Source organism: Rhizobium sp. Leaf453, assembly GCF_001425605.1.
Classification (GTDB): domain Bacteria; phylum Pseudomonadota; class Alphaproteobacteria; order Rhizobiales; family Rhizobiaceae; genus Pararhizobium.
Genome location: NZ_LMRG01000031.1, coordinates 15,470 through 40,256 on the forward strand (window position 1 = coordinate 15,470; position 24,787 = coordinate 40,256).

Consider the following 24,787-nt stretch of genomic DNA (forward strand, 5'->3'; position numbering starts at 1 on the left):
CGATGAATTTTTCTGCCTGGGCCATCCGAAACCCGATCGCACCAATCCTCGCTTTTGCGCTGTTGCTGTTTCTGGGAATACAGTCCTTTTACGCACTGCCGATCACCAAGTTCCCGAACATCGACGTTCCCGTCGTCGCGATCACGGTGACACAGAACGGCGCTTCGCCATCCGAGCTGGAAATGCAGGTGACGAAGGAGGTCGAGGACGCAGTCGCCTCCATCGCCGGCGTTGACGAAATTCAGTCGACGGTGACCGACGGCCAGTCGGTTACCTCTGTCATTTTCCGCATCGAGAAGCCGACGGAAGAAGCCGTTCAGGACACCAAGGATGCGATCGACCGCATCCGCAGCGACCTGCCGGCCGATGTCGAGGAACCCGTCGTCACCAAGATCGACGTCGAAGGTCAGGCGATCCAGACCTTCTCCGTCACCTCGCCCGACATGACGCTCGAAGAGCTGTCCTGGTTCGTCGACGATACGATCAAGCGCGCCCTGCAGGGCCAGATCGGCGTCGGCCGTATCGACCGTTACGGCGGTTCGGATCGTGAGATCAAGGTGGAGCTGGACCCGAGCAAGCTCGATTCCTTCGGCATCACCGCGCCTGATGTCAACAACCAGTTGCGCAGCACCAACGTGGACCTCGGCTCCGGCCGCGGCCAGATCGGTGGCAACGAGCAGACGATCCGCACGCTCGGCGATGCCCGCAACGTGCAGCAGCTTGCGAACACGACGATTGCCCTGCCGAATGGCCGCTTCGTGAAGCTGTCGGATCTCGGCACCGTCACCGATACCTATGAAGAGCCGAAGTCATTCTCGCGCTTCAATGGCGATGCCTCGGTCACCTTCGCCGTGTTCCGTTCCAAGGGCGCTTCCGAAGTATCGGTCGCCGAAACCGTTGCTGCGAGCCTCGACAAGGTTCGCGCCGCCCATCCTGAAGTCAATATCGCGATGGTGGACGACGCCGTCTACTTCACTTACGGCAACTACGAAGCGGCGCTTCACACGCTGATGGAAGGCTCGATCCTCGCCGTCATCGTGGTTCTGCTCTTCCTGCGCAACTGGCGTGCGACCCTGATCGCCGCTGTCGCGCTGCCGCTATCGGCTATCCCGACTTTCTGGATCATGGACCTGATGGGCTTCTCGCTCAATCTGGTCAGCTTCCTGGCGCTGACGCTGGCGACCGGTATTCTGGTCGATGACGCGATCGTCGAGATCGAGAACATTGCCCGGCATATCAAGATGGGCAAGACGCCGTATCGCGCCTCGCTCGATGCCGCCGATGAAATCGGCCTTGCGGTTATCGCCACCAGCTTCACGATCATCGCGGTCTTCGTGCCGGTCTCGTTCATGCCCGGCGTCGCCGGTCAATACTTCATCCAGTTCGGCCTGACCGTCGCCTTCTCCGTCTTCTTCTCGCTGATGGTGGCGCGTCTCATTACCCCGATGATGGCCGCCTACCTGATGAAACCTGAAGATGGCGTCGACGATCATCATGACAATGATGGCCGCCTGATGAAGGGCTATACCTGGCTTGTCACCAACACGACGTCGCGCTGGTACATGCGTTACGCCACATTGGTGGTGGCAATCGCCTTCCTGGTGGGATCGCTGGCCCTGATGTTCCAGGTTCCCGGCAGCTTCCTTCCGCCGGACGATGCCTCGCGCGTCGTGCTCTCGATCGAACTGCCACCGAACGCCACCCTTGATGAAACAGATTCGACGACGGAGAAAATCTACGAAGCCGTTCGTGGCATTGATGGTGTCGAAAGCGTGTTCGTCCTCGGTGGCGCGTCTCCCAAGGGTGATCTCGAACTGCGCCGCGCGACGATCCGCATCATTCTCGGCAAGATCGATCACTCGCTGATCAAAACCCTCGTCAACAAGGGACTTGGCGGCCTTCCGATCGTCGGACAATATGTGCCGAAGATGGAGCTTGAGGGCCGCAAGCGTCCGCAGTGGGACGTCGAAAAGGATATCTTTGCCGCCATCCGCGGTATTCCGGATGTCCGCATCACCAAGCTGAACGATCGTGGCGAGCGCGAGTTGACCTTCAACTTCCTGTCCTCCAACGAGGAAGACCTCAACGCGGCCGTTGCCGTTCTGGAAGGCAAGCTGCGTGCGTCCCCGATCCTGGTCAATGTCAGCTCGGAAGGCGCCCTGCCCCGGCCTGAACTGCAGATCCGGCCGCGCAAGGACGAAATCGCCCGCCTCGGCATCACGCCGCAGCAGATTTCGCAGACGATCCGCGTTGCAACGACGGGTGACGTCGATGCCGCTCTGACCAAGATCTCGCTCGATGATCGGCTGATCCCGATCCGCGTTCAGACTTCGCTCGACGTTCGCCGTGACCTTCGGGCCATTGGCGCACTCAAGATCAAGACCGCCTCGGGTGGAACGGTGCCGCTCGATAGCGTCACGGATATCACCTATTCGGAAGGGCCGAGTTCGATCCTGCGCAACGCGCGCAACCGGGTCGCCGCCATTGGTTCGGACGTGCCCCAAGGCACGGCACTCGACACGTCGACGGCGGAGTTCAAGCGGATCGTCGAAGAAACGAAGCTGCCATCGACGGTGCGCCTCGCTGAGAGCGGTGACGCCAAGATCCAGGGCGAGATGATGCAGAGCTTCGGCAATGCCATGTTGCTCGGGCTGCTGATGGTTCTGGTGGTACTCATCCTGCTCTTCAAGGATGTCATCCAGCCCTTCACCATTCTCTTCTCGCTGCCGCTCGCTATCGGCGGGGTCGCGGTGGCGCTGATCCTGACCCGCAACGCGTTCTCCATGCCGGTCATGATCGGGGTACTGATGCTGATGGGCATCGTCACCAAGAACGCCATCCTGCTGGTCGATTTCGCGGTCGAGATGAAACGCCATGGCATGGGCCGTGTTCAGGCCATGGTCGAAGCCGGGCGCAAGCGCGCCCAGCCGATCATCATGACCTCGATCGCCATGTCGGCAGGCATGATCCCGTCTGCACTCGGCGTCGGCGAAGGCGGCTCGTTCCGCGCGCCGATGGCGATCGCGGTGATCGGCGGCATCATCGTCTCGACCGTTCTGTCGCTGCTCGTCGTGCCGGCCTTCTTCCTGATCATGGACGACCTGTCGCGCCTGCTCGGCTGGATGTTCGGTCGCATCGTCGGCCGCAAGGACGAGGAACTGGACGTGCTGGAAAACGAAGCGCTGACCGAGATCGTCACCGATCAGGGCAAGACGATCAGCGATCTGCAGGAACGCCTCGACAAGCTGGAAGGTCCAAAGCGCGGCAACAACGTCATCAATCACCCGGCGCTCGCCGCCGAGTGATTTACGGCAAACACAGAAAAGCCCCGGCGGAGCAATCCGCCGGGGCTTTTCGTTTGGAGTGGGTAAACTCAGAGTCCGCCTTCGACCGTAAGGAACTCGACGATCCGCTCGACGCCGTCACCGCGCTTCATGTCGGAAAACACGAAGGGAAGCTCCTTTCGCATGCGCGTCGCATCCCGCTCCATCACGTCGAGATCGGCGCCGACATAGGGAGCGAGATCCTTCTTGTTGATCACCAGCAGGTCCGAGCGCGTGATGCCCGGCCCGCCCTTGCGCGGAATTTCCTCGCCCTGGCAGACGGAGATCACGTAAATCGTGATATCGGCCAGATCCGGTGAGAAGGTCGCAGCGAGATTGTCGCCACCGGATTCGATGAAAACGACATCGAGGTCGGGGATGCGGCGGTTGAGATCGGCAATGGCCTGCAGGTTGATCGTCGCATCCTCGCGGATTGCCGTATGCGGGCAACCGCCGGTCTCGACGCCGACGATCCGGTCCGACGGCAGGGCCTGCATGCGCACCAGAGCCTCGGCATCCTCCCGCGTGTAGATGTCGTTGGTGACGACGGCGACGGAATAGTTTTCGCGCATGGCCTTGCAGAGCTTGTCGGTGAGCGCCGTCTTGCCGGAACCGACAGGACCGCCGATCCCGACGCGAAGGGGGCCGTTTGCAGATTTCATGACGACAGGTCCTTTCAAAAACAGGCTTCTTCCCTCAGGAGCGGAACAGCCGTGAATGCAATGTCTCGTGACGGAGCGCCGCAATGTCGGCGATGATCGTGGCCGACCCCAGATCGTCCAGCGTGCTTTCGGCAGCCCTTGCCGCCGTCTCGGCAATCAACGGCTCCAGGCCTGCCAGCACGCCGACGCCCTGAGTCTGCCCCATCACCCCACAGCGAATGGCGACGGAAACGAGGTTCGATGTAGTGGCATGCAGATAGGCAGCCAGCGCGGGTTCGAGCCCGGTCCGATGCGCACCGGCAACCGCGCCGACGGCGACGGGATAGGCGACCATGCCACCAAGCATTTCCAGTACCGGATGCGGCCAGTGGGTGGCGGCCGTCAGGAAAGCATTTCCCTGCAGCACCGTTTCCTGATGGCGTTCACGCGATCCGGCCAGCGCCTCGGCAAGCTCCCTCACCTGCTGCAGCCTCGCCGCATCATCATAAGCCCGGTAACTCTCGGCGAGAAGCACCGCATCGTTCCAGCTCGACCCGTGACAGATCAGGGATTCCAGCCACACGGCAAGGGTTGCGGCATTGCTTATCAACCCGTCATGGACAGCCTGCTCCAGCCCACCGGAATAGGAGAAGGCCCCCACCGGAAACGCCGGCGACATCCATGTCACCAGCCGAAGCAAGGCCTGGATATTCGACGGCTCAGTCATGGGCGTGGTGATGACCGCCGTGCGCGTGCCCATGATCATGTCCATGGGAATGTCCGCTATGATAGGCGCCACGCATCGGCTGGAACGGCTCGGTGACTTCCGCAACCGTGGCACCGAGGCCTTCCAGCATCACTTTGATTACCGCATCACGCTGGATGAGGATACGATCCTGCCGGATTTCCGCCGCCAGATGGCGATTGCCGAGATGCCAGGCGAGTTCGATCAGGTGGAGCGGATCGCGCGGACGAATGTCGTAGAGAGCCTCGGGGATGGCCGAAATCCGCACATATTCGCCGGTATCGAGCACCAAGAGATCGCCATCGGCCAGCATGACGGCTTCCTTCAGGTCCAGCATCACCACGTCGTCATTGTCGAGATGCAGCAGCTTGCGGCGCAGGTGCCGCTGATCATGGGCAAGCGCGATCGTGTGCAGGATGGTCTTGTCGGCGGGTCCCGGCGACAGGACCTGGGTCGAGCGATACGGCATTCAGGCGGCCTTGTGGTTCCGCGCGTGCGCTCGGGCGTCCGCGGCAGGGTAAATCATTGAACCTCCGAGGGTTTCTCGGACGTACTGTAACAATAAAAAACCCCGGCGCCAGATCAAACAATGGCGGGCGCCGGGGTTTGTCTCATTCCATCAGACCTGCCCGATATCAGGCGGCGATCTTGTCCGACTGCAGCGCGCCAAGAATGTTCTGCGGCGAGGAAACGCCATAGGGATCGCTGTCTGCGTTATCGGCATAGCCTTCTTCCTCGAACCACTGCTCGACGACACCATCATTGATGATCGCCGCATAACGCCAGGAGCGCATGCCGAAGCCGAGATTGTCCTTGGCGACCAGCATGCCCATCTTGCGGGTGAATTCGCCCGAACCGTCCGGGATCAGCTTGACGTTTTCGAGGTTCTGCGACTTGCCCCAGGCATTCATGACGAAGGCGTCGTTGACGGAGATGCAATAGATCGCATCGATGCCTTCGGCGGCGAAATCACCGGCCAGCTTTTCAAAATCCGGCAGTTGGAAGGTTGAGCACGTCGGCGTAAACGCGCCCGGCAGCGAGAACAGAACGACGCGCTTGCCGGCGAAATAATCGGCAGAGGAAACGTCCTGCCAGCGGAACGGATTGTCGCCACCGACAGCCTCGTCGCGGACGCGGGTACGGAACGTTACGGAAGGCACTTTGCGGCCAATGATCATATGCTAACTCCTTGAAATACAGTCGTCCCGCGCGGCAAGTCTTGGGAGGAATCCGCGCGATGGGGCGAGCCGCTTCTCTACAACAAGCCGTGCTGCGGCGCAGCACAAACCGGGTTAAAAAATCCCAGTGCATGGCTGCTTTGCGGATAGCGCATGCCTTCTACTAGACAGAAATTTCAGTTGTAGAGCGAAAGCGACGTGGTCAGGGAACCGGGCAGCGGGTTCCACCAGCCGGTGCGCAACCCGGCTTCACGCAGGCCCGCTGCTGTCCAGGTGTTGCAGCCCAATCCAGCGCTGAACCAGCCGTTTGCCTCGAAGAAGCGATCATTCGGACCATAGGCCGTGTTCGGGATCGCTGCGATCCCGCCATCCTTCGGCGTGAAGCTGGCTTCGATATAGGACAGCAGTTTCTCGTATTGCGCATCGCCGATCTCGAAGGCCACGACCGTCTCGGAAGGCTCGACAATCTCACCGGCAACATCGACATGCATGACGGAACGATCGACGGTCAGCCCCTTCAGCAATGGCATCGGCTTCAGGTCCGCCCATGTCGGGGTCTCGATGTAGAACGCCCGCCCGCCCCAACCGAACACGATCCAGCGCGCATTCGGATGCCCGAGCGGCATGCCGCTGTCCTCCAGGAACGAAAAACGGCTTCGGGTCTCGCTATCGAGTGCAATGGCGATATCGGTGTGGATGGGATTGGAAAGCACGAGGATACGGTGTCTGCCCTCGCCCCCACTATCCGCCTTGGCTACCGGCCACAGCGGACGAGGAACGAATGTTCCGGCGACGGCGACCGATGCCGCGACCACCAGAACGACCAGCAGCCAGCGAACGGACCGTCTCCAGGACATCAGCACTTTTCTTTCGCCATCAGGCCTAGAACATGAAATAGCGCTGCGCCATCGGCAGCACCGTCGCCGGTTCGCAGGTCAGCAGTTCGCCATCGGCGCGGACTTCGTAGGTTTCCGGATCGACTTCGATATGCGGTGTCAGGTCGTTGTGAATCATCGATCGCTTGCCGATGCCGCCGCGGGTGTTCTTGACCGCCACCAGTTCCTTGGCGACGCCGAGACGGCCCTTGAGCCCGGCATCGAGCGAAGCCTGCGAGACGAAGGTGACGGACGAATTGGTGCGCGCCTTGCCGAAAGCGCCGAACATTGGGCGGTAATGCACCGGCTGCGGCGTCGGGATCGAGGCATTCGGGTCGCCCATCGGGGCAGCGGCGATCGTGCCGCCGAGGATGACCATGTCCGGCTTGACGCCGAAGAAGGCCGGGTTCCACATGACGAGGTCGGCGCGCTTGCCGATTTCGACCGAGCCGATGTGCTGGCTCAAACCATGGGCGATCGCCGGGTTGATCGTATACTTTGCGATATAGCGCTTGACGCGGACATTGTCGTTCTCGCCGGTCTCGGACGCCAGTCGGCCGCGCTGACGCTTCATCTTGTCAGCGGTCTGCCAGGTGCGGATTGCCACTTCGCCGACGCGGCCCATGGCTTGGCTGTCGGAGGAGATGATCGAGAAGGCACCAATGTCGTGCAGGATGTCTTCCGCCGCGATGGTTTCCTTGCGGATGCGGCTTTCCGCAAAGGCGATATCTTCCGGGATTGACGGCGACAGATGGTGGCAGACCATCAGCATGTCGAGATGTTCGGCCAGCGTGTTGATCGTATAGGGCCGGGTCGGATTGGTCGACGAGGGGATGACATTCGGCTGACCGCAGATCTTGATGATATCAGGTGCATGGCCGCCGCCGGCACCTTCGGTGTGGAAAGCGTGGATGGTGCGGCCCTTCAGCGCACCGATCGAATCCTCGACGAAACCGCTTTCGTTCAGGGTATCGGTGTGGATCATCACCTGCACGTCATATTCGTCCGCCACCGACAGGCAGCAATCGATCGCCGCCGGCGTCGTGCCCCAGTCCTCGTGCAGCTTCAGCGAGGTGGCGCCGCCCATAACCATCTCGACCAGCGCGCCCGGCAGCGAGGCATTGCCCTTGCCGGCAAAGGCAAGGTTCATCGGGAAGGCATCGGCCGCCTCGATCATCCGGGCAAGGTGCCAGGGACCTGGCGTGCAGGTGGTGGCGAGCGTGCCGTGGGCCGGGCCTGTGCCGCCGCCGAGCATGGTGGTGAGCCCGCTCATCAGCGCTTCCTCGATCTGCTGCGGGCAGATGAAGTGGATATGGCTGTCCATGCCGCCGGCGGTGATGATCTTGCCTTCGGCAGCGATCGCCTCGGTACCAGGACCGACGATGATATCGACACCCGGCTGGGTATCGGGATTGCCGGCCTTGCCGATCGCGACGATCCGGCCATCCTTCAGGCCGATGTCCGCCTTCACGATGCCCCAGTGATCGACGATCAGCGCGTTGGTGATGACCGTATCCACGGCACCGGCGGCGCGGGTGACCTGGCTCTGGCCCATGCCGTCACGAATGACCTTGCCGCCCCCGAACTTCACCTCGTCGCCATAGGTGGTAAAGTCCTTCTCAACCTCGATGAAGAGTTCCGTATCGGCAAGCCGCACCTTGTCGCCGGTGGTGGGGCCGAACATGTTGGCATAGGCCGCGCGCGACATCTTGTAGGACATGGGTCAGGCTCCCTCAGCAAAAGCAGATAGTGTCTCTTTATCGAGGCGCGCGAGACGCCCCTTTGAAATCATTTCGTCCACGTAACGGCGCTCGGCCGCAAATGGATGCCATTCCCAGCCGGCATGGCCAAAGCCCGCGAGAACGACCCGGTCGCTCGGACGGCGCCAATGGGCCAGTACCTCGGCGATCACGATCAGGCCGCTGCTCGGCACGACGTAATCTCCCGCATCGAAGCGCTCCAGATCGGCGTCCACGGCCGCATGGGTTGAGGCCGGAATTACATGCAGTGCCCGGTTCGTCGCCTTGGCGAAGGCCCGGAAACCATCGGCATAATCGTCGCAAAGGTCATCCAAGTCGGGATGGCTGATCGCGAGTTTCGGCCGCAGCGCCTCGAATACTTCCGAGGATCGCACACACCAAATTTCGCGCGCCTGCCGAACAGCCGCATTCGTCTTCCAGCCGCCGCCACCCAGCATGGCCATTGCCGGACGCCCGGTGTTGCAGACGGCGACGATATCCGTCTTCTGTCCACCGGCGCCGCAGGAGCGGCAATCGTTGAAACGGATCACCAGATCGGCTGCATCGATGACCGCCGCCATTTCTGGTTCGACCTGCCCATTGCCGACGATCATGATGGTACGGCTTGCCGTCACGCGACCCTCAGTTCCCAAAACCGTTGGCCAGTTCTTTCAGTTCGTCCGTGCGCTTTTTCGTCAGGTCCGCCAGGCATCCGGATACCAGCATCGGCTCCATCGAACCACCACGTGCCTCGAACCCGGCAAGTTCGCACTGGCCGTCGCGATAGCCGATCCACGCACGCTGCGCATTTTTTAGTGCCTCAACGGCACCGACGAGGTTGGTGTCGATATCGGCAAGCTCCGTATCGGTCGCCTTCACCGAAGCCATGGCCTTCCTGTAGACCGCATTCAATTCCTTGTCGGCGGCCTCGTAGTCCTGGTTGGCGCACATGTTCATCTCGGCCTGCGTTATCGCATTCTGGCAATCGATCTGATCCTCTTGCGCCGATGCCGTCGACGTACCGAGGACAAGGCCGCCGAACATCAGGCCGGCGAAGATCGCTTCACGGATCATAATTTGCCCATGACCTTCTGCCGGAAGCCATAGACCTCGCGCTTGCCGGCAAAAGGAACCAGTGTGACGCTGCGCGTCTGGCCGGGCTCGAACCGCACGGCCGTACCGGCGGGGATATCCAGCCGCATGCCATGGGCGAGCGTGCGATCGAAAGACAGGCCAGCATTGGTTTCGGCAAAATGATAGTGGCTGCCGACCTGCACCGGACGGTCGCCGGTGTTGGAGACGTCGAGCGAAACGGTTTCCAGACCGGCATTCAGCTCGATTTCGCCATCGGCGGCAATGATTTCACCGGGGATCATGATCTTCTCTCCTCCTCATGCCGCTTTGGTCGGGGAGCAACCGTCGGGCTGCAATACGCGCTCGGTGGAAGCCGGGAATTTCCCAAGTTTGGCCGCCGGGCGGACCGGACGACGTACCAACTCACCGGAACAGTTGGGGCATATGCCGTCCAGAACTTCGGAAGCGCAGGTCGTGCAGAAGGTGCATTCGAAGCTGCAGATCATCGCTTCACGGCTGCCGGGCGGCAGATCCTTGTCGCAGCATTCGCAATTGGGTCTCAGTTGCAGCATGGCGCGCTCCTCAGCGAATGGGTTCGTGGACGGTGACGAGCTTGGTGCCATCGGGAAACGTCGCCTCGACCTGGATGTCGTGGATCATTTCCGGGATACCCTCCATCACCTGCGCACGGGTGATGACATGGGCGCCCGCTTCCATGAGATCCGGAACGGAGCGACCGTCGCGCGCACCCTCGACGACGAAATCGCTGATCAGCGCGATCGCTTCGGGATAGTTCAGCTTGACGCCGCGCTCCAGCCGCCGCCGGGCAACCATGGCCGCCATGGAGATCAACAGTTTGTCTTTTTCCCGGGGGGAGAGGTTCATGCTTGGCCACCAGATTTCGTGTCGATTACAGGTTCCAGACTTTCGGCACAGAGGCGCCCTTGCGCAAGTGCGAAATGATCGGAAGAAGGATTTTTCTCAGGGCAAAACCATCGGCGGCAACAAGACGCGCAACCAGCTTGTCCTGCCCGCCGACCTGATAGTGGCTGACGCCGGCCACATGGTCTTCGGTCAGCGCGCGCAGTGCAGCGAGTTGCTGCTCGCAATCCCTGCCGGTGTAGAAAAGCGTGGCGAACGCCACATGCCCGCCCAGCACTGCGGCTCGTCGCGTCAACCCGGCGATGTCGTCTGAAAAACCCAGGTTTTCCGCATGCAGGAGGGTTCCATTCTTTCGGATGCGCCAGCAATCTCGAAACAGCCCGGCATGCATCGCCTCGCCCATCGCCTTGCGGCCGAGCAGGATAGCTTCAACCGCCAGGAACTCGCCACCTTCGGCTACATCGACATCAAGCCTGCGCGACAGTGAGGCGCGATCGAACAGGATGGTCTCCTGCGGCAGCCAATGCACGGTGGCGCCTGCCTCGACAGAGATCCGGGCGGAGACGGCGGCCGTTCCGGCGCTCGCCTTGTAAATCTTCTCGCAGGCCTGCGTCGTCAGCGTCAGGTGCGTGCCCTCGCCGGCTGAAAACAACCATTCCATATGGTCGCCGCCAGTCAGGCCGCCGGAGCTGTTGATCAGCACGGCTTCCATCGTTCTGTCGAAGGTATCCGGCAGGCGAATCTTGGCGCAGCCTTCCTGATAGAACTCCGCAAGCCGGGTGCGTCCGTCGAGCGGCTTTGCCACCAGACGTCCCTTGCCCCAGGCCCGTTGTGGGAGAATAACCGCCGCCTCAGCCATACATTCCGCCGTCAAACTGTCAGGTGGCGGCGCGCTTCCGGCGTGTCCAGCGTTTCCGCCGGCCCCTGATGCACGATCTCGCCCCGATCCATGATATAGACATGGTCGGCAAGCTCGCGGCAGAAGTCAAGATATTGTTCCACAAGCAGAATCGCCATCCCCGTGGAATCGCGCAGATACTGGATCGCCCGGCCGATATCCTTGATGATCGACGGCTGGATGCCTTCGGTCGGCTCGTCCAGAACCAGAATTTTTGGTCGCGTCACCAGAGCCCGGCCGATGGCCAGCTGCTGTTGCTGCCCGCCGGACAGGTCGCCGCCGCGCCGCCCCAGCATGGTCTGGAGAATGGGGAAGAGGCTGAAGATGTCGTCGGGGATGAACCGGTCCTTGCGCGGCACCGGCGCATATCCGGATTCGAGGTTTTCCTTGACCGTGAGCAGCGGAAAGATCTCCCGCCCCTGCGGCACGAAGCCGATGCCATGCTTGGCGCGGTGATAGGGCGCCATGCCGTTCAACACCGCGTCGTTGAAGGTGATGGTGCCGGCGCTCGGTCCATGTTGCCCGGTGATTGCCCTGAGCAGGCTGGTCTTGCCGACACCGTTGCGGCCGAGCACGCAAGTGATCTTGCCCATCGGCGCGGTGATGGAGACGCCACGCAAGGCCTGCGCCGCGCCATAATGCAGATTGATGTTTTCGACCGTCAACATGAGGCACCTTCATTCATTGAACCGCGATCATCCGAGACCACGGCCGCTTTGGGACTACCGCCATCAGGCTGCCCTCGCAGACAGGACAACACTTTCGCCATGAACAGCACCAGCGTCAGGCAACGTTCCTCCTGTGGCATGACGAGCTGCGCGGGAGGTACGTCGGGAAATAGTGGCGGGATTCGATGGGCATCGAACATGGAAACGTTGTGATGCATCGCACTCACCTTCCCAAATAATTCTCGATGACCTTCGGGTCGTTGCTGACGAAATCGATGGAGCCTTCGGCAAGCACCGAACCTTCGGCGAGACACGTTACCTTGACGCCGAGATCGCGGATGAAGCCCATGTCATGCTCGACCACGACGACGGAGCGTGTCTTGGCGATCTCCTTGAGCAGGATGGCGGTTTCGGCGGTTTCGGCATCGGTCATGCCGGCAACGGGTTCGTCGACCAGCAGCAGCTTCGGCTCCTGTGCAAGCAGCATGCCGATCTCCAGCCACTGCTTCTGCCCATGGGACAGGTTGGCGGCGAGATCATCCTTGCGGGCGGTCATGCGCACGGTTTCGAGGATTTCCTCGATGCGCGCCTTGTCGGTGGGCGACAGCCGGTAGAACAAGGTCGAAAACACGCCGCGGTTCCGGTTCAATGCCAGCTCGATATTGTCCCAGACCGTATGGCTTTCGAACACCGTCGGTTTCTGGAACTTGCGGCCGATGCCCAATTGGGCAATTTCGGCTTCGTCGCGCTTGGTGAGATCGATATCGCCGTTGAAGAAAACCTGACCGGTATCGGGCCGGGTCTTGCCGGTGATGATGTCCATCATCGTCGTCTTGCCGGCGCCGTTCGGGCCGATAATTGCACGGAGTTCACCCGGATCGACCACGAAGGACAGCGAATTCAGTGCCTTGAAACCATCGAAAGACACGGAGACACCGTCGAGATACAACAGGCTCTTGGAGGGTTTTTCATCCATCGATCTTACTCCGCAGCCTGGGGTTCAAGTGTTGCAAGCGCTGCATCCGGCTTGGCCGACGCCTTTTCCTGATAGGCCTTCTCGATCGCATCGGCCTTCTTCTGCTCCTGGCGGCGCGCGAGATATTGCTGAACGGTGCCAACCACGCCCTTCGGCAAGAAAAGGGTCGTCGCGACGAACAGCGCGCCGAGTGCAAACAGCCAGAACTCAGGGAAAGCGGCAGTGAAGATGCTCTTGCCGAAGTTGACGAGGACAGCGCCGATGATCGGGCCGATCAGCGTGCCGCGCCCGCCGACAGCGGTCCAGATGACCACTTCGATCGAGTTGGCCGGAGCAAATTCGCCGGGATTGATGATGCCGACCTGCGGCACGTAGAGCGCGCCTGCGACACCGGCCATCATGGCCGAGACGGTGAAGATGAAGAGCTTCATGTTCTCGACGCGATAACCTAGGAACCGGGTGCGGCTTTCCGCATCGCGCACGCCGACGAGCACCTTGCCGTATTTGGAGCGGACGATGGCAGAACTCAGGAGCAGCGCGAGAGCCAGCGCGATCGCGGTGGCGGCAAACAGCGTTGCGCGCGTTCCGCTGGCCTGAACGTTGTAACCGAGGATTTCCTTGAAGTCGGTCAGGCCATTGTTGCCGCCGAAGCCCATTTCGTTGCGGAAGAAGGCAAGAAGCAGCGCATAGGTCATCGCCTGGGTAATGATCGACAGGTAAACGCCGGTGACACGGGAGCGAAAGGCGAACCAGCCGAACACGAAGGCGAGAATGCCGGGCACAAGGAACACCATCAGCGCCGCGAAAGCGAAGTGATTGAAGCCGTACCAATACCAGGGCAGTTCGTTCCAGTTGAGGAACACCATGAAATCGGGCAGGAGCGGATTGGCATAGACGCCGCGATCGCCGATCTGGCGCATCAGGTACATGCCCATCGCATAGCCACCGAGCGCGAAGAAGGCGCCGTGGCCAAGCGAGAGAATGCCGCAGTAACCCCAGACGAGATCCAGCGCCAAGGCCAGCAGGGCGTAACACAGGTACTTCCCGAGCAGCGGCACGAGATGATCCGGCACATGCAGGAAATTGCCGTCGGGGATGAGCAGGTTGGAGAGTGGCACGAGGGCCGCCACGAGAAGGATCAGGCCGATAGCCCAGACCGTCTTCTTTTCATGTCGCGAGAACAGCATTTGCGCAATCATTGTTCGATCGCCCTTCCCTTGAGCGCGAACAGGCCGCGTGGCCGCCGCTGGATGAAGAGAATGATGAGAATGAGGATGATGATCTTGCCCAGCACCGCACCGGCATAGGGCTCGAGAAACTTGTTGGCGATGCCAAGCGAGAAGGCGCCGACGAGCGTGCCCCAGAGATTGCCCACACCACCGAAGACTACGACCATGAAGCTGTCGATGATGTAGCTCTGGCCGAGATCGGGCGAGACGTTATCGATCTGGCTGAGCGCCACGCCCGCCATGCCGGCAATACCCGAGCCGAGACCGAAGGTCAGCGCATCGACCCAGGGCGTGCGAATGCCCATCGACGATGCCATCCGGCGGTTCTGCGTGACGGCGCGCATCTGCAGGCCGAACTTGGAGCGCTTGAGAAGCAGCAGCAATGCAACGAACACGCTGAGAGAGAACAGGATGATCCAGAGGCGGTTCCAGGTGCTGGAGAGGCCGCCGATCTCGAACACGCCGGACATCCAGCTGGGATTGTCGACCTGCCGGTTGGTCGGGCCGAAGATCGTGCGGATCGCCTGTTGCAGGATGAGCGAGATGCCCCAAGTGGCCAGCAGCGTTTCCAGAGGCCGGCCATAGAGCCAGCGGATAACACTGCGCTCGATGGCGATGCCGACAAGGCCGGTGAAGACGAAGGCAGCGGGGACGGCGAAGACCAGCGAATAGTCGCTCATGCCCGGCGCGACCGTATTGATCGTCTGTTGCACGACATAGGTCGTGTAGGCGCCCAGCATGACCATTTCGCCATGTGCCATGTTGATGATGCCCATGACGCCGAAGGTGATGGCAAGGCCGATGGCCGCGAGCAACAGCACGGAGCCGAGCGACAGGCCGTACCAGATGTTCTGGAAGACATCCCAGACAGCGAGGCTGCGGTTGATGGAATCGATGTTCGTCTGGATCGCGGGCTTCAGATCATCCGGTGCGTTGTCCATCGCGGCTGTCAGGATCGCCAGCGCATCGCGGTTGCCGCGGGCGGCGATCATGTCGATGGCGGCTTTCTTGTCCTCGGCGCTGGCATCCGTTTTCAGCATGATAACGGCGCGTGCCGCTTCCATCGTCGCCTTGATTTCGGCGTCCTGCTCCTTGGCGAGCGCCGAGTTCAGAAGTTCGAGGTTGTCAGGGTTGGCATCCTTGAGCAGGTCCTGCGAGGCGGCCAGGCGAGCAGCGCGGTCCGGGCTCAGAAGCGTCAACTGGCTGAGCGCCGCGCCTATGGCACCGCGCAAGCCATTGTTCAGCCGGATCTTGGCGAGATTGCCGGGCACATCCGCGACAGCCATGCCGGTCAGGACATCGACATAGCTACCGGCATCCGGGCCTTCGAGATAAACAGCGCCGCCGGTTTTCGGGGCATAGAGCTTTCCGTCGCTGAGGTTTTGAAGGATCTCGGCGACTTTGGCGTCACCGGAAGCTGCGAGCGCTCCGACAGCTTCGATCTTCTGCGGGAATCCGCCGGCGCCGAGCGCGTCGACCAGCGGACGGATGTCCTCCTGCGCGCGCAGGCCTGTTGCGAGGCAACTGACGAGCAGGCAGAGAGCGACAAGGAAAGTCTGGATGGCGCGATACATGAGCTCTTCTTGTTCCGTTGGCTTGACGCCGTGCACTCCGGGCAATGTCGATGCTGGCGCCGCTGCTTAAGATTTCCGCAATTCGCTCGCCCGACGATCAGATCGGGGAAACCGGTCTCGGGAACCGTATCCCTCCCTCTGCGAGATGCAGAAACCATGCCAGACGGCCGGCAAAGGGAGACAAGTCCCTCCGTCCAGGTGGGAGACCTCGACGGAGGGTATTGGCATGAAAATCAAAAGGTCATTGGATCATTTGTCGAAGCGGTGCGGACACCGCTTCGGATTATGCTGGCCTTGATGAAATCAGGAGCCCCAGATCAGGAACCTTTGCCGCCGCACTTGCCGGTTGCAACGTTGAAGTTGCCGCAGGACATCGGCTTGCGCCAATCGGAGATCAGGTCCTTCGAGTCCGGCAGGTAGTCGGACCATTCGTCACCGACGACGGCCGGGGTCTGCTGAACGATTTCGAACTGGCCGTCTTCCTGGATTTCACCGATCAGCACCGGCTTGGTGATGTGGTGATTCGGCATGACGGTGGCATAGCCGCCCGAAAGGTTCGGAACGGTGGTGCCGATGATCGTGTCGAGAACGGCGTCCGTGTCGGTCGTGCCGGCGGCTTCAACAGCCGAAACCCAGGCCTTGAAGCCGATATAGGCAGCTTCCATCGGGTCGTTGGTCACGCGCTTGTCGTTCTTGGTGAACGCATGCCATTCCTTGATGAACTCGGCATTGGCAGGCGCATCGACCGACTGGAAGTAGTTCCAGGCAGCGAGGTGACCGACGAGCGGCTTGGTGTCGAGACCGGCAAGCTCTTCTTCGCCGACGGAGAACGCGACGACCGGGATGTCGGTTGCCTTGATGCCCTTGTTGCCGAGTTCCTTGTAGAACGGAACGTTGGCGTCACCATTGATGGTCGAAACGACGGCGGTCTTCTTGCCTGCCGAACCGAATTCCTTGATCTTGGCTACTTCCGTCTGCCAGTCGGAGAAACCGAACGGCGTGTAGTTGATCAGGATGTCTTCCTTCGGAATGCCCTTGGCGATCAGGTAGGCTTCGAGGATCTTGTTGGTCGTGCGCGGATAGACATAGTCGGTGCCTTCGAGCACGAAGCGCTCGACGCCTTCGGTGTTCATCAGGTAATCGACAGCCGGGATTGCCTGCTGGTTCGGCGCGGCACCGGTGTAGAAGATGTTGCGCGAGGATTCTTCACCCTCGTACTGAACCGGGTAGAACAGGAGCGAGTTCAGCTCTTCGAAAACTGGCAGAACGGACTTGCGCGACGACGAGGTCCAGCAACCGAACACGGCCGAAACCTTGTTGACCGAGATCAGCTCGCGGGCCTTTTCGGCAAACAGCGGCCAGTCCGAGGCCGGATCGACGACGACGGCCTCGAGCTTCTTGCCTAAGAGGCCGCCCTTCTTGTTCTGATCCTCGATGAGCATCAGCATGGCGTCCTTGAGCGTGGTCTCGGAGATGGCCATGGTGCCGGACAGCGAATGCAGGATGCCGACCTTGATCGTGTCTTCGGCAGCATAGACGCTGGAGAATGCGGTCGTGGCGAGCGCACCGGCCAGGAACGCGCCCATGACGTGAGATTTGAATTTCATTGTGAACCCCTCTCGTTCTTTGACGACGGCTCTTGGGAGACATTTACCGTTCGTAAAGGAACTATCCGCCGGGCTTCACGAAACCTGTATACGTCAATTGACGTAGGAGGGGTGGCGAAGTGTGCAATGCAGCACACTTAATGCCCGCCCGCATCTATGCTACGACAACAAGGCGGCCTCGAACGAAGCCGCAGGTAGAGCATCAAGGGGCATTCACGCAGCATATGACAGCACGCCAGCGCATCATTCCGGTCCGGCGCGAGTATAATCGCTGGGTCGCCAACCAGACGCTGGAAGACTATGCGCTGCGCTTCACCGCCAAGAGCGCCCGGCAATTTTCCTCGCAGCGCATTTCGCAGACGGCCATCGGGGCGATTTCCTTCCTCGCGCTGGAGGCGATCGGCGGGGCGATCACGCTTTCCTACGGCACGACCAACGCCATCATCGCCATTCTTGCCGCGAGCCTTGTCATGCTCGGCGTCGGTCTGCCGATCAGCCGCTATGCCATCCGCCACGGGGTCGATATCGATCTTCTCACCCGTGGCGCCAGCTTCGGCTATATCGGCTCGACGATCACATCGCTGATCTATGCCTCCTTTACCTTCATGCTCTTTGCCATCGAGGCCTCGATCATGTCGGCGGCGCTGGAGCTCGCGCTCGGCATTCCCGTCTGGATCGGTTACATCATCAGCGCCGTGATGGTCATTCCGCTGGTGACGCACGGCGTGCGGCTGATCAGCAAGTTCCAGCTCCTGACACAGCCCTTCTGGATCATCCTCAACATCCTGCCGTTCATCTTCATCGCGCTGGCAGACTGGGGAAAGTTCAATCTCTGGCTCGCCTTTCCCGGTGCGGCCAAGCCGGCGGGTCAACCCGGTACGCTGGCCCCGTTTTCGCTGATCGAGTTCGGGGCTGCCTCGGCCGTCATTCTCGCCCTGATGGCGCAGATCGGCGAACAGGTGGATTTCCTGCGGTTCCTGCCGCCGGAAGGTCAGCGCAAGCTGCATCATCGCTTTGCCGTATTCCTGGCCGGTGCCGGCTGGGTGATCGTCGGCGCGCCAAAGCTGCTCGCAGGCTCCTTCCTCGTCGTCCTCTGCCTCAGCGCTGGCGTGCCGGTCGAGGATGCCGCCGACCCCGCCCACATGTACTTGACCGCCTTCGGCTACATGATCCCCTGGCACAACGCCGCACTTCTGCTGATGGCTGCCTTCGTGGTCGTCTCGCAATTGAAAATCAACGTGATGAATGCCTATGCCGGGTCGCTCGCGTGGTCCAATTTCTTCTCCCGCCTGACCCACAGTCATCCCGGCCGCGTCGTCTGGCTGATGTTCAATGTGGCGATCGCGCTGCTGCTGATGGAACTCGGCATCTACAAGCTGCTGGAAGAAACACTCGGCATCTTCTCGATCATCGCCATGTCCTGGCTCTGCACGATCTCGGCCGATCTCTTCGTCAACAAGCCGCTCGGCCTGGCGCCGCCCAACATCGAATTCAAGCGCGCGCATCTCTACGACATCAACCCGGTCGGCGTCGGTTCGATGACGATTTCGGCGCTGATCGCGCTGACCGCCCATTTTGGCGCGATGGGCGCCATTGCAGCGTCGCTCGCACCCTATATCGCGCTGATCACCGCACTCGTCGTCTCGCCGTTGATCGCTTGGGCGACGAAGGGCAAATATTATCTTGCCCGCAAGCCGCGCCAGAGCTGGAAGCTCAAGCCGACCGTCACCTGCTCGATCTGCGAACATCCGTTCGAGCCGGAAGACATGGCCTGGTGCCCCGCCTATTCGGCGCCGATCTGTTCGCTGTGCTGCTCGCTCGACAGCCGCTGCCACGACATGTGCAAGCCGCATGCGAGCTTCAACGCCCAGACCGCCGTCGTCGCCAAGGCGCTGCTGCCGCAAAAGGTGACGGAAACGCTCTCTACCCGTCTCGGCCGTTATGGCGTTGCGGTGGTTCTCTCCGTTGCGGGCATCGGGGCGATCCTAGCGATGATTGCCCACCAGACGGGCACGGCATCCCCGGAAACCGCTGCTGTCATCAACCGTACGATAGGAGTCGTGTTCTTTGTCTTCGCTGTGGTGACCGGTATCGTCTGCTGGTTCTATGTGCTGGCGCATGACAGCCGGTTGGTGGCCGAGGAGGAATCCTCGCGGCAAAACACCCTGCTGCTGAAGGAAATCGCCGCCCACAAGAAGACCGACGCGGCGCTTCAATATGCCAAGGAAACAGCTGAAGCGGCCAACCGTGCCAAGAGCCGCTATGTCGTGGGCCTGAGCCACGAACTGCGCACGCCGCTCAATGCAGTGCTCGGCTACGCGCAGATTCTCGAGCGCGACGAAACCATCCCCGCCCCACGCCAGTCCGCCATCAAGGTGATCAAGCGCAGCGCCGACCATCTTTCCGGGCTGATCGACGGGCTGCTCGACATATCGAAGATCGAGGCCGGGCGGCTCCAGGTCTATTCCAACGAGATCAACATCCGGGATTTTCTCGACCAGATCGCAGACATGTTCCGCCCGCAGGCGCAGGCCAAGGGGCTGGTGTTCGGGCACGATCGGGCCAGCGCCCTGCCACAATATGTCCGCACCGACGAGAAGCGGCTGCGGCAGATCCTCGTCAATCTCCTCTCCAACGCCGTCAAGTTTACCGATTCAGGCACCATTCGCTTCGATGTTACCTATCGCAGCCAGGTCGCGACCTTCACCATATCCGACACAGGACGCGGCATTTCCGAAACGGACCTGCCGCGCATCTTCGAGCCCTTCCAGCGTGGCGAAGCGGAGCATATCCGGCCAATGCCGGGGCTCGGGCTCGGACTGACCATCACACGGCTGCTCACCCAGACGCTTGGCGGCGATATCGTCGTCGAGAGCGAGCGCGATACCGGCTCCACCTTCAAGGTGCGCCTGATGCTGTCGGCGATCGATCGGTCGACGGCCACCCTGCCCTCGATCCGCAAGATCGTCGGTTATGCGGGAGTGCGGCGCACCATCGTCGTTGTCGACGACAATGAGGATCATCGCGACCTGATGCGCGAAGTGCTGATGCCGCTCGATTTCGTCGTCCTGACGGCCGCCGGCGGTCCGGAATGCCTGACGTTGATCGAGGGGATTCAGCCTGATTTGTTCCTGATCGACATCTCCATGCCAGGCATGAACGGATGGCAGCTGGTGACGCGGCTACGCGACGACTACGCGCAGACGGCGCCGATCATCATGCTGTCGGCTAATATCGGCGACGGGACGGCGGCCGATACGCACACGGGCCACAACGACACGCTCGCCAAACCGTTCGATATAAGGCAATTACAGGACAAGCTGGCCGTCCATCTGACGCTGGAATGGACCTATAGCGATACGGTGCCGCCGCCGGCCACGCGAAAGGCCAACGGCGCGGTGAAGACCCCGGGCGTCACCCATGTCGAGGAACTCATCCGGCTCGGCGAAATCGGCTATGTCCGCGGCATCGAGGCCAAGCTTGCGGATCTCGCCCGCATCGAGGAAAACCAGCCGTTCACCGATGCCGTCCGCACCTATGTGCAGGCTTTCGACCTTGCCGGTTATGCCGACTTCCTGCACAACATCAACAAACAGGGGAGACCGGCTGGTGAATGAAATCGTGCATCCACGCGACATCGTGCTTATCGTGGATGACAGTCCCGAAACGCTGGGGTTCCTCACCGACGCGCTCGAGCAATCCGGCTTTTCCGTTCTCATCGCCACATCCGGCAATGCCGCGATCAAGGTTGTCGATCGCATTACACCCGATGTCATTCTGATGGATGCGGTGATGCCCGGCATGGACGGGTTCGACACCTGCCGGACGCTAAAGACCAATCCCGGCGTGGCGCAAGTTCCGGTGATTTTCATGACCGGGCTGACCGAAACCGAGCATATCGTCCACGCGCTCGAATCCGGTGGTGTCGATTATCTTTCCAAGCCCATCAACATCGACGAGTTGCGCGCCCGGATCCGCGTTCACCTTGCCAATGCCCGCTCCGCCCAGAGCGCCCGCGTGGCGCTGGATGCGGCCGGCCGACATCTGCTGGCCGTCCGCAGCACCGGCCATGTCCAGTGGTCGACCCCACAGGCCACCCGGCTTGTGAATGCCGCGACCGGTCGTGACGACGGGCTGGATACGCTGGCGGCGCCGATCCGCCAGTGGCTGCAGGAGCGCGAAAAACACGGCGTAGCCAAGGATGGCCCGTTGATGATCCACCAGAACGGCGTGCCCGTGTTGCAACTCGCCTATCTCGGTGCGATCGGCGGCGACGAGTTCCTATTTCGCCTGACCGGCGTCAGCCAGACCAGCGACGACGAGATTTTACGACAGAGTTTCTCGCTGACTGTGCGGGAGGCACAGGTGCTGCTCTGGATCGCCAAGGGGAAATCGAACCGCGATATCGGCGAGATCCTCGGACTGAGCGCTCGCACGGTCAACAAGCATCTGGAGCAGATCTATGTGAAGCTCGGCGTGGAAAACCGGGCATCGGCCGCCGTCAAGGCGGCCAATGTGCTGCATCAGGAATGATCAGGCGACCCGGTCCGGCGGCTCGTGGCCTTCGAAGAAGGCGGTGATGTTGTCCACCACCTTCATGCCCATGGCCGTGCGTGTCTCTTCCGTCGCGCTGCCGAGATGCGGCAGGAGCACGACGTTTTCCAGGGCACGCAGGCGCCCGGGAACGGCCGGCTCCGCCTCGAAAACATCCAGCCCTGCACCGCGAATGGTACCGGCTTCCAGAGCCTCGACCAGCGCCGCTTCATCGACGACATCACCGCGGGCGGTGTTGATCAGGTAAGCGCCGGGCTTCATCGCCTTGAGTCGGCGGGCGTCGATCAGATGCCGGTTTTCACCGCCACCGGGGCAATGCAGCGAGACGAAATCGGAGGCCGCCAAGACCTCGTCGACCGTTTCCAACTGACGTGCGCCGAACCGGGCGGCTTCAGCCGGATCGACCTTCGAGCGATTGTAAAAGACGACATCCATGTCGAAGCCGAAATGGCAGCGTTTCGCCATCGCCTTGCCGATGCGCCCGAAACCGATGATGCCCAGCGTCTTGCCGGTGACCTTGGTTCCGATCATGTGCGTCGGCCGCCAACCGGTCCATTCGCCTGCACGAACCTGCCGTTCGCCCTCGCCTGCCCGCCGCGCGACGGACAGAAGCAGCGACATGGCGATATCGGCGGTGCAATCCGTCAGAACGCCCGGCGTGTTGGTGACGACAACACCATTCGCCTTGGCCGCCGCCACGTCGATATGATTGTAACCGACACCAAAATTCCCGAGGATTTTCGTCCGTATGCCGCCGCCTTCGAACAGGCTGGACGGCAGGCGATCGGAGACGGTCGGCAGGACGGCGTCGAAGTTGCGCAGGGCCTCGGCAAGAGCCGTGGCGTCGAGGGGAACGTCCGGCTCGTTGAACACCGCGTCAAAGCGCTCTGCAAGAACCTGTTCGACGGCACCGGGCCAGCGGCGGGTCACGAGGATACGTTGCTTCTCTGCCATCGGGTCTCTCCTGAATCAATTCAGCCTTGAGACCTAACACAGGAACGGCCGCCAAACAGCGGCCGTTCGGTTTAAAGAGCTATGCCATTTCAAAACGTTCGATCAGCTCTTCAGGAAGGCGAGCATGTCCTCGTTCAGTTGCTGCTTGTGCGTATCGGTGATCCCATGCGGGCCACCGGCATAGACCTTCAGCGTGGCATGCGGCACGAGCTTCTTCGAGGCGCGGGCGGCGGCATCGATCGGCACGATCTGGTCGTCGTCGCCATGGACGATCAGCGTCGGCACATCGAACTTTTTCAGGTCTTCCGTGAAATCGGTTTCCGAGAATGCCTTGATCGAGTCGTAGGTGTTCTTGTGACCGCCCATCATGCCCTGCAGCCAGAAACTGTCGATCATGCCATGCGAGGCCTTGGCGCCCGGACGATTGAAGCCGAAGAACGGACCTGAGGCGATATCCTTATAGAGCTGCGAGCGATCGGCGATCGAAGCGGCACGGATGCCATCGAAGACTTCGATCGGCAGACCACCGGGATTGGCTTCGGTCTTCAGCATCAGCGGCGGCACAGCGGAGATCAGGCCAGCCTTGGCGACACGGCTGGTGCCATGACGGCCGATATAACGGCTGATTTCACCGCCACCGGTGGAGAAGCCGAACAGCGACACGTTCTTCAGGTCAAGAACTTCGATCAGGTCCGCCAGATCGTCGGCATAGTGATCCATGTCGTTGCCGTCCCAAGGCTGCGACGAGCGGCCATGGCCACGGCGGTCATGGGTGATGACACGGAAGCCGTTGCTGGCGAGGTGCAGGGCCTGCGCTTCCCAGCTGTCCGACGACAGTGGCCAGCCGTGGCTGAGGATGACAACCGGACCGTCCTTAGGACCCCAGTCCTTGTAATAGATTTCGACGCCATCGCGGGTGATGATGGTGTTGACGCTGCGCTGCGCGGGAGCGGCGCCGGAGGATGCGGTCTGTTCCTGCGCGGTGGCGGGAGACGCGGTCAGGGCGGCCGAGGCGGCTGCGACCCCTGCTCCGCCGATGCCGGCGAGCAGAACATTGCGACGGGAAACACTGTGGTTGTTGACGCTATTGGACATGACGTTCTCCTTCATTGTGGCGATGCCGGATGACATTCAAATTTGATATCTATCGATTTAATCGTACGCGATATTAATTCTCGTGGTCGGACCGAACAATGGTTTCGTTCGACGAATTAAAATCGCTTACGATTAAATCGCGATCGATATTTAGGCGGAAAAATTCGCGCCGTCAATACCTTGCGATTAAATCGCGAGCGATTTATTTTATGGCTATAACAAGGAGACATTCCATGGCACGCACATCGGATCAGAACGACGACGGGGTGAAGCTCGACGATTTTCTCTGCTTCGCCATCTACTCGGCCAACCATGCCCTCAATCGCGTCTATAAGCCGCTTCTGGATGCAATCGGGCTCACCTACACACAGTACATCGCGATGGTCTCGCTTTGGGAGCAGGACGATCAAACGGTGGGGAGCCTGGGAGAGAAGCTTTTTCTGGAATCGAGCACACTGACGCCGGTTCTAAAGCGGCTGGAAACGCTGGATCTTGTCAAGCGAACCCGCGACAAGGCGGATGAGCGTGTCGTGCGTGTGAAACTGACATCGAGCGGACGCGCGCTGCAGGAAAGGGCGAAATCGATCCCGCCCTGCATTCTCGAAGCCAGTGGTCTCGAGATGAGCGAGTTGACCGCCTTGAAAACGGAAATCGCGACACTCAGGTCATCGCTGCTCAAGGCATAGTCAAGCCTCATCGACAGAGCCCGCAATGCAAAAAGGCCCGGCAATGCCGGGCCTTTCGTGGTCTTGAGACCAATTCCGTTTCCGAAACG

23 protein-coding genes are annotated in these 24,787 nt (G+C 61.0%); 4 read left to right on the plus strand and 19 right to left on the minus strand.

Annotation, left to right across the window (positions count from 1 at the left end; translation table 11 throughout):
- Positions 1 to 2 precede the first annotated feature (2 nt).
- The gene (locus tag ASG68_RS29150) at positions 3 to 3,305 is read left to right on the plus strand and encodes an efflux RND transporter permease subunit (protein WP_062584599.1); all 3,303 of its coding nucleotides are present in this window, start codon (positions 3 to 5) and stop codon (positions 3,303 to 3,305) included.
- 68 nt (positions 3,306 to 3,373) lie between these two features.
- On the opposite strand, the gene ureG is transcribed toward ASG68_RS29150, so the two are convergent.
- From ureG to urtA, 17 genes are all read right to left on the minus strand, one after another.
- Complete coding sequence (gene ureG, locus ASG68_RS29155; RefSeq protein WP_062584601.1) at positions 3,374 to 3,985, minus strand: urease accessory protein UreG; 612 nt, start codon at positions 3,983 to 3,985, stop codon at positions 3,374 to 3,376.
- Between the two features lie 34 nt (positions 3,986 to 4,019).
- Positions 4,020 to 4,691: an urease accessory protein UreF gene (locus ASG68_RS29160; RefSeq protein ID WP_062584926.1), complete on the minus strand. Its 672-nt coding sequence runs from the start codon at positions 4,689 to 4,691 to the stop codon at positions 4,020 to 4,022.
- Complete coding sequence (gene ureE, locus ASG68_RS29165) at positions 4,684 to 5,178, minus strand: urease accessory protein UreE (protein WP_062584603.1); 495 nt, start codon at positions 5,176 to 5,178, stop codon at positions 4,684 to 4,686. Before ureE ends, ASG68_RS29160 begins: the two co-directional genes overlap by 8 nt.
- Positions 5,179 to 5,344: 166 nt before the next feature.
- Entirely contained in the window at positions 5,345 to 5,884 is a 540-nt protein-coding gene (locus ASG68_RS29170; RefSeq protein WP_062584928.1) for a peroxiredoxin, read from the minus strand.
- 179 nt (positions 5,885 to 6,063) lie between these two features.
- The gene (locus ASG68_RS29175; RefSeq protein WP_062584606.1) at positions 6,064 to 6,744 is read right to left on the minus strand and encodes a TIGR02117 family protein; all 681 of its coding nucleotides are present in this window, start codon (positions 6,742 to 6,744) and stop codon (positions 6,064 to 6,066) included.
- 25 nt (positions 6,745 to 6,769) lie between these two features.
- Entirely contained in the window at positions 6,770 to 8,482 is a 1,713-nt protein-coding gene (gene ureC, locus ASG68_RS29180) for an urease subunit alpha (protein WP_062584608.1), read from the minus strand.
- Positions 8,483 to 8,485: 3 nt separating this feature from the next.
- Positions 8,486 to 9,136, minus strand: coding sequence for a Urease operon accessory protein (locus tag ASG68_RS29185; RefSeq protein ID WP_156373621.1), 651 nt, complete (start codon positions 9,134 to 9,136; stop codon positions 8,486 to 8,488).
- A gap of 7 nt (positions 9,137 to 9,143) precedes the next feature.
- Complete coding sequence (locus ASG68_RS29190) at positions 9,144 to 9,545, minus strand: lysozyme inhibitor LprI family protein (protein WP_162243534.1); 402 nt, start codon at positions 9,543 to 9,545, stop codon at positions 9,144 to 9,146.
- Between the two features lie 26 nt (positions 9,546 to 9,571).
- Positions 9,572 to 9,877: an urease subunit beta gene (locus ASG68_RS29195; RefSeq protein WP_062584612.1), complete on the minus strand. Its 306-nt coding sequence runs from the start codon at positions 9,875 to 9,877 to the stop codon at positions 9,572 to 9,574.
- Positions 9,878 to 9,892: 15 nt separating this feature from the next.
- Positions 9,893 to 10,147: a DUF1272 domain-containing protein gene (locus ASG68_RS31005; RefSeq protein ID WP_082477927.1), complete on the minus strand. Its 255-nt coding sequence runs from the start codon at positions 10,145 to 10,147 to the stop codon at positions 9,893 to 9,895.
- A gap of 10 nt (positions 10,148 to 10,157) precedes the next feature.
- Complete coding sequence (locus tag ASG68_RS29200; protein ID WP_062584614.1) at positions 10,158 to 10,460, minus strand: urease subunit gamma; 303 nt, start codon at positions 10,458 to 10,460, stop codon at positions 10,158 to 10,160.
- Positions 10,461 to 10,485: 25 nt separating this feature from the next.
- Positions 10,486 to 11,316: an urease accessory protein UreD gene (locus tag ASG68_RS29205; RefSeq protein ID WP_062601842.1), complete on the minus strand. Its 831-nt coding sequence runs from the start codon at positions 11,314 to 11,316 to the stop codon at positions 10,486 to 10,488.
- Positions 11,317 to 11,327: 11 nt separating this feature from the next.
- On the minus strand, positions 11,328 to 12,023 hold the full coding sequence (gene urtE / locus ASG68_RS29210) for an urea ABC transporter ATP-binding subunit UrtE (protein ID WP_062584618.1): 696 nt from the start codon (positions 12,021 to 12,023) through the stop codon (positions 11,328 to 11,330).
- Between the two features lie 223 nt (positions 12,024 to 12,246).
- Positions 12,247 to 12,999, minus strand: a complete 753-nt coding sequence (gene urtD, locus ASG68_RS29215) for an urea ABC transporter ATP-binding protein UrtD (RefSeq protein ID WP_062584620.1) — start codon at positions 12,997 to 12,999, stop codon at positions 12,247 to 12,249.
- Positions 13,000 to 13,004: 5 nt separating this feature from the next.
- Positions 13,005 to 14,186 carry an urea ABC transporter permease subunit UrtC gene (gene urtC / locus ASG68_RS29220; RefSeq protein WP_413814058.1) on the minus strand — a complete coding sequence of 394 codons (1,182 nt, stop codon included), beginning with the start codon at positions 14,184 to 14,186 and terminating at the stop codon, positions 13,005 to 13,007.
- Positions 14,187 to 14,194: 8 nt separating this feature from the next.
- Positions 14,195 to 15,802 carry an urea ABC transporter permease subunit UrtB gene (gene urtB, locus ASG68_RS29225; protein WP_062584624.1) on the minus strand — a complete coding sequence of 536 codons (1,608 nt, stop codon included), beginning with the start codon at positions 15,800 to 15,802 and terminating at the stop codon, positions 14,195 to 14,197.
- 317 nt (positions 15,803 to 16,119) lie between these two features.
- Positions 16,120 to 17,409 (minus strand): urea ABC transporter substrate-binding protein, encoded by a 1,290-nt coding sequence (gene urtA, locus ASG68_RS29230; RefSeq protein WP_062584626.1) that lies wholly within the window; start codon positions 17,407 to 17,409, stop codon positions 16,120 to 16,122.
- Positions 17,410 to 17,633: 224 nt separating this feature from the next.
- On the opposite strand from urtA, the gene ASG68_RS29235 reads away from it, so the two are divergent.
- Positions 17,634 to 21,026 (plus strand): ATP-binding protein, encoded by a 3,393-nt coding sequence (locus tag ASG68_RS29235; protein ID WP_062584628.1) that lies wholly within the window; start codon positions 17,634 to 17,636, stop codon positions 21,024 to 21,026.
- Complete coding sequence (locus tag ASG68_RS29240) at positions 20,974 to 21,942, plus strand: response regulator (RefSeq protein WP_413814055.1); 969 nt, start codon at positions 20,974 to 20,976, stop codon at positions 21,940 to 21,942. Before ASG68_RS29235 ends, ASG68_RS29240 begins: the two co-directional genes overlap by 53 nt.
- Here the strand turns inward: ASG68_RS29240 and ASG68_RS29245 are convergent, their stop codons facing one another.
- Together ASG68_RS29245 and ASG68_RS29250 are read right to left on the minus strand one after the other, a co-directional pair.
- A complete protein-coding gene (locus ASG68_RS29245; protein ID WP_062584632.1) occupies positions 21,943 to 22,917 on the minus strand; it encodes a 2-hydroxyacid dehydrogenase in 975 nt (324 codons plus the stop codon).
- Positions 22,918 to 23,019: 102 nt separating this feature from the next.
- Positions 23,020 to 24,012, minus strand: coding sequence for an alpha/beta fold hydrolase (locus ASG68_RS29250; RefSeq protein ID WP_413814056.1), 993 nt, complete (start codon positions 24,010 to 24,012; stop codon positions 23,020 to 23,022).
- Positions 24,013 to 24,245: 233 nt separating this feature from the next.
- Here ASG68_RS29250 and ASG68_RS29255 point away from each other — a divergent pair, with 233 nt between their 5' ends.
- Positions 24,246 to 24,698 (plus strand): MarR family winged helix-turn-helix transcriptional regulator, encoded by a 453-nt coding sequence (locus tag ASG68_RS29255; RefSeq protein ID WP_062584634.1) that lies wholly within the window; start codon positions 24,246 to 24,248, stop codon positions 24,696 to 24,698.
- Positions 24,699 to 24,787 lie beyond the last annotated feature (89 nt).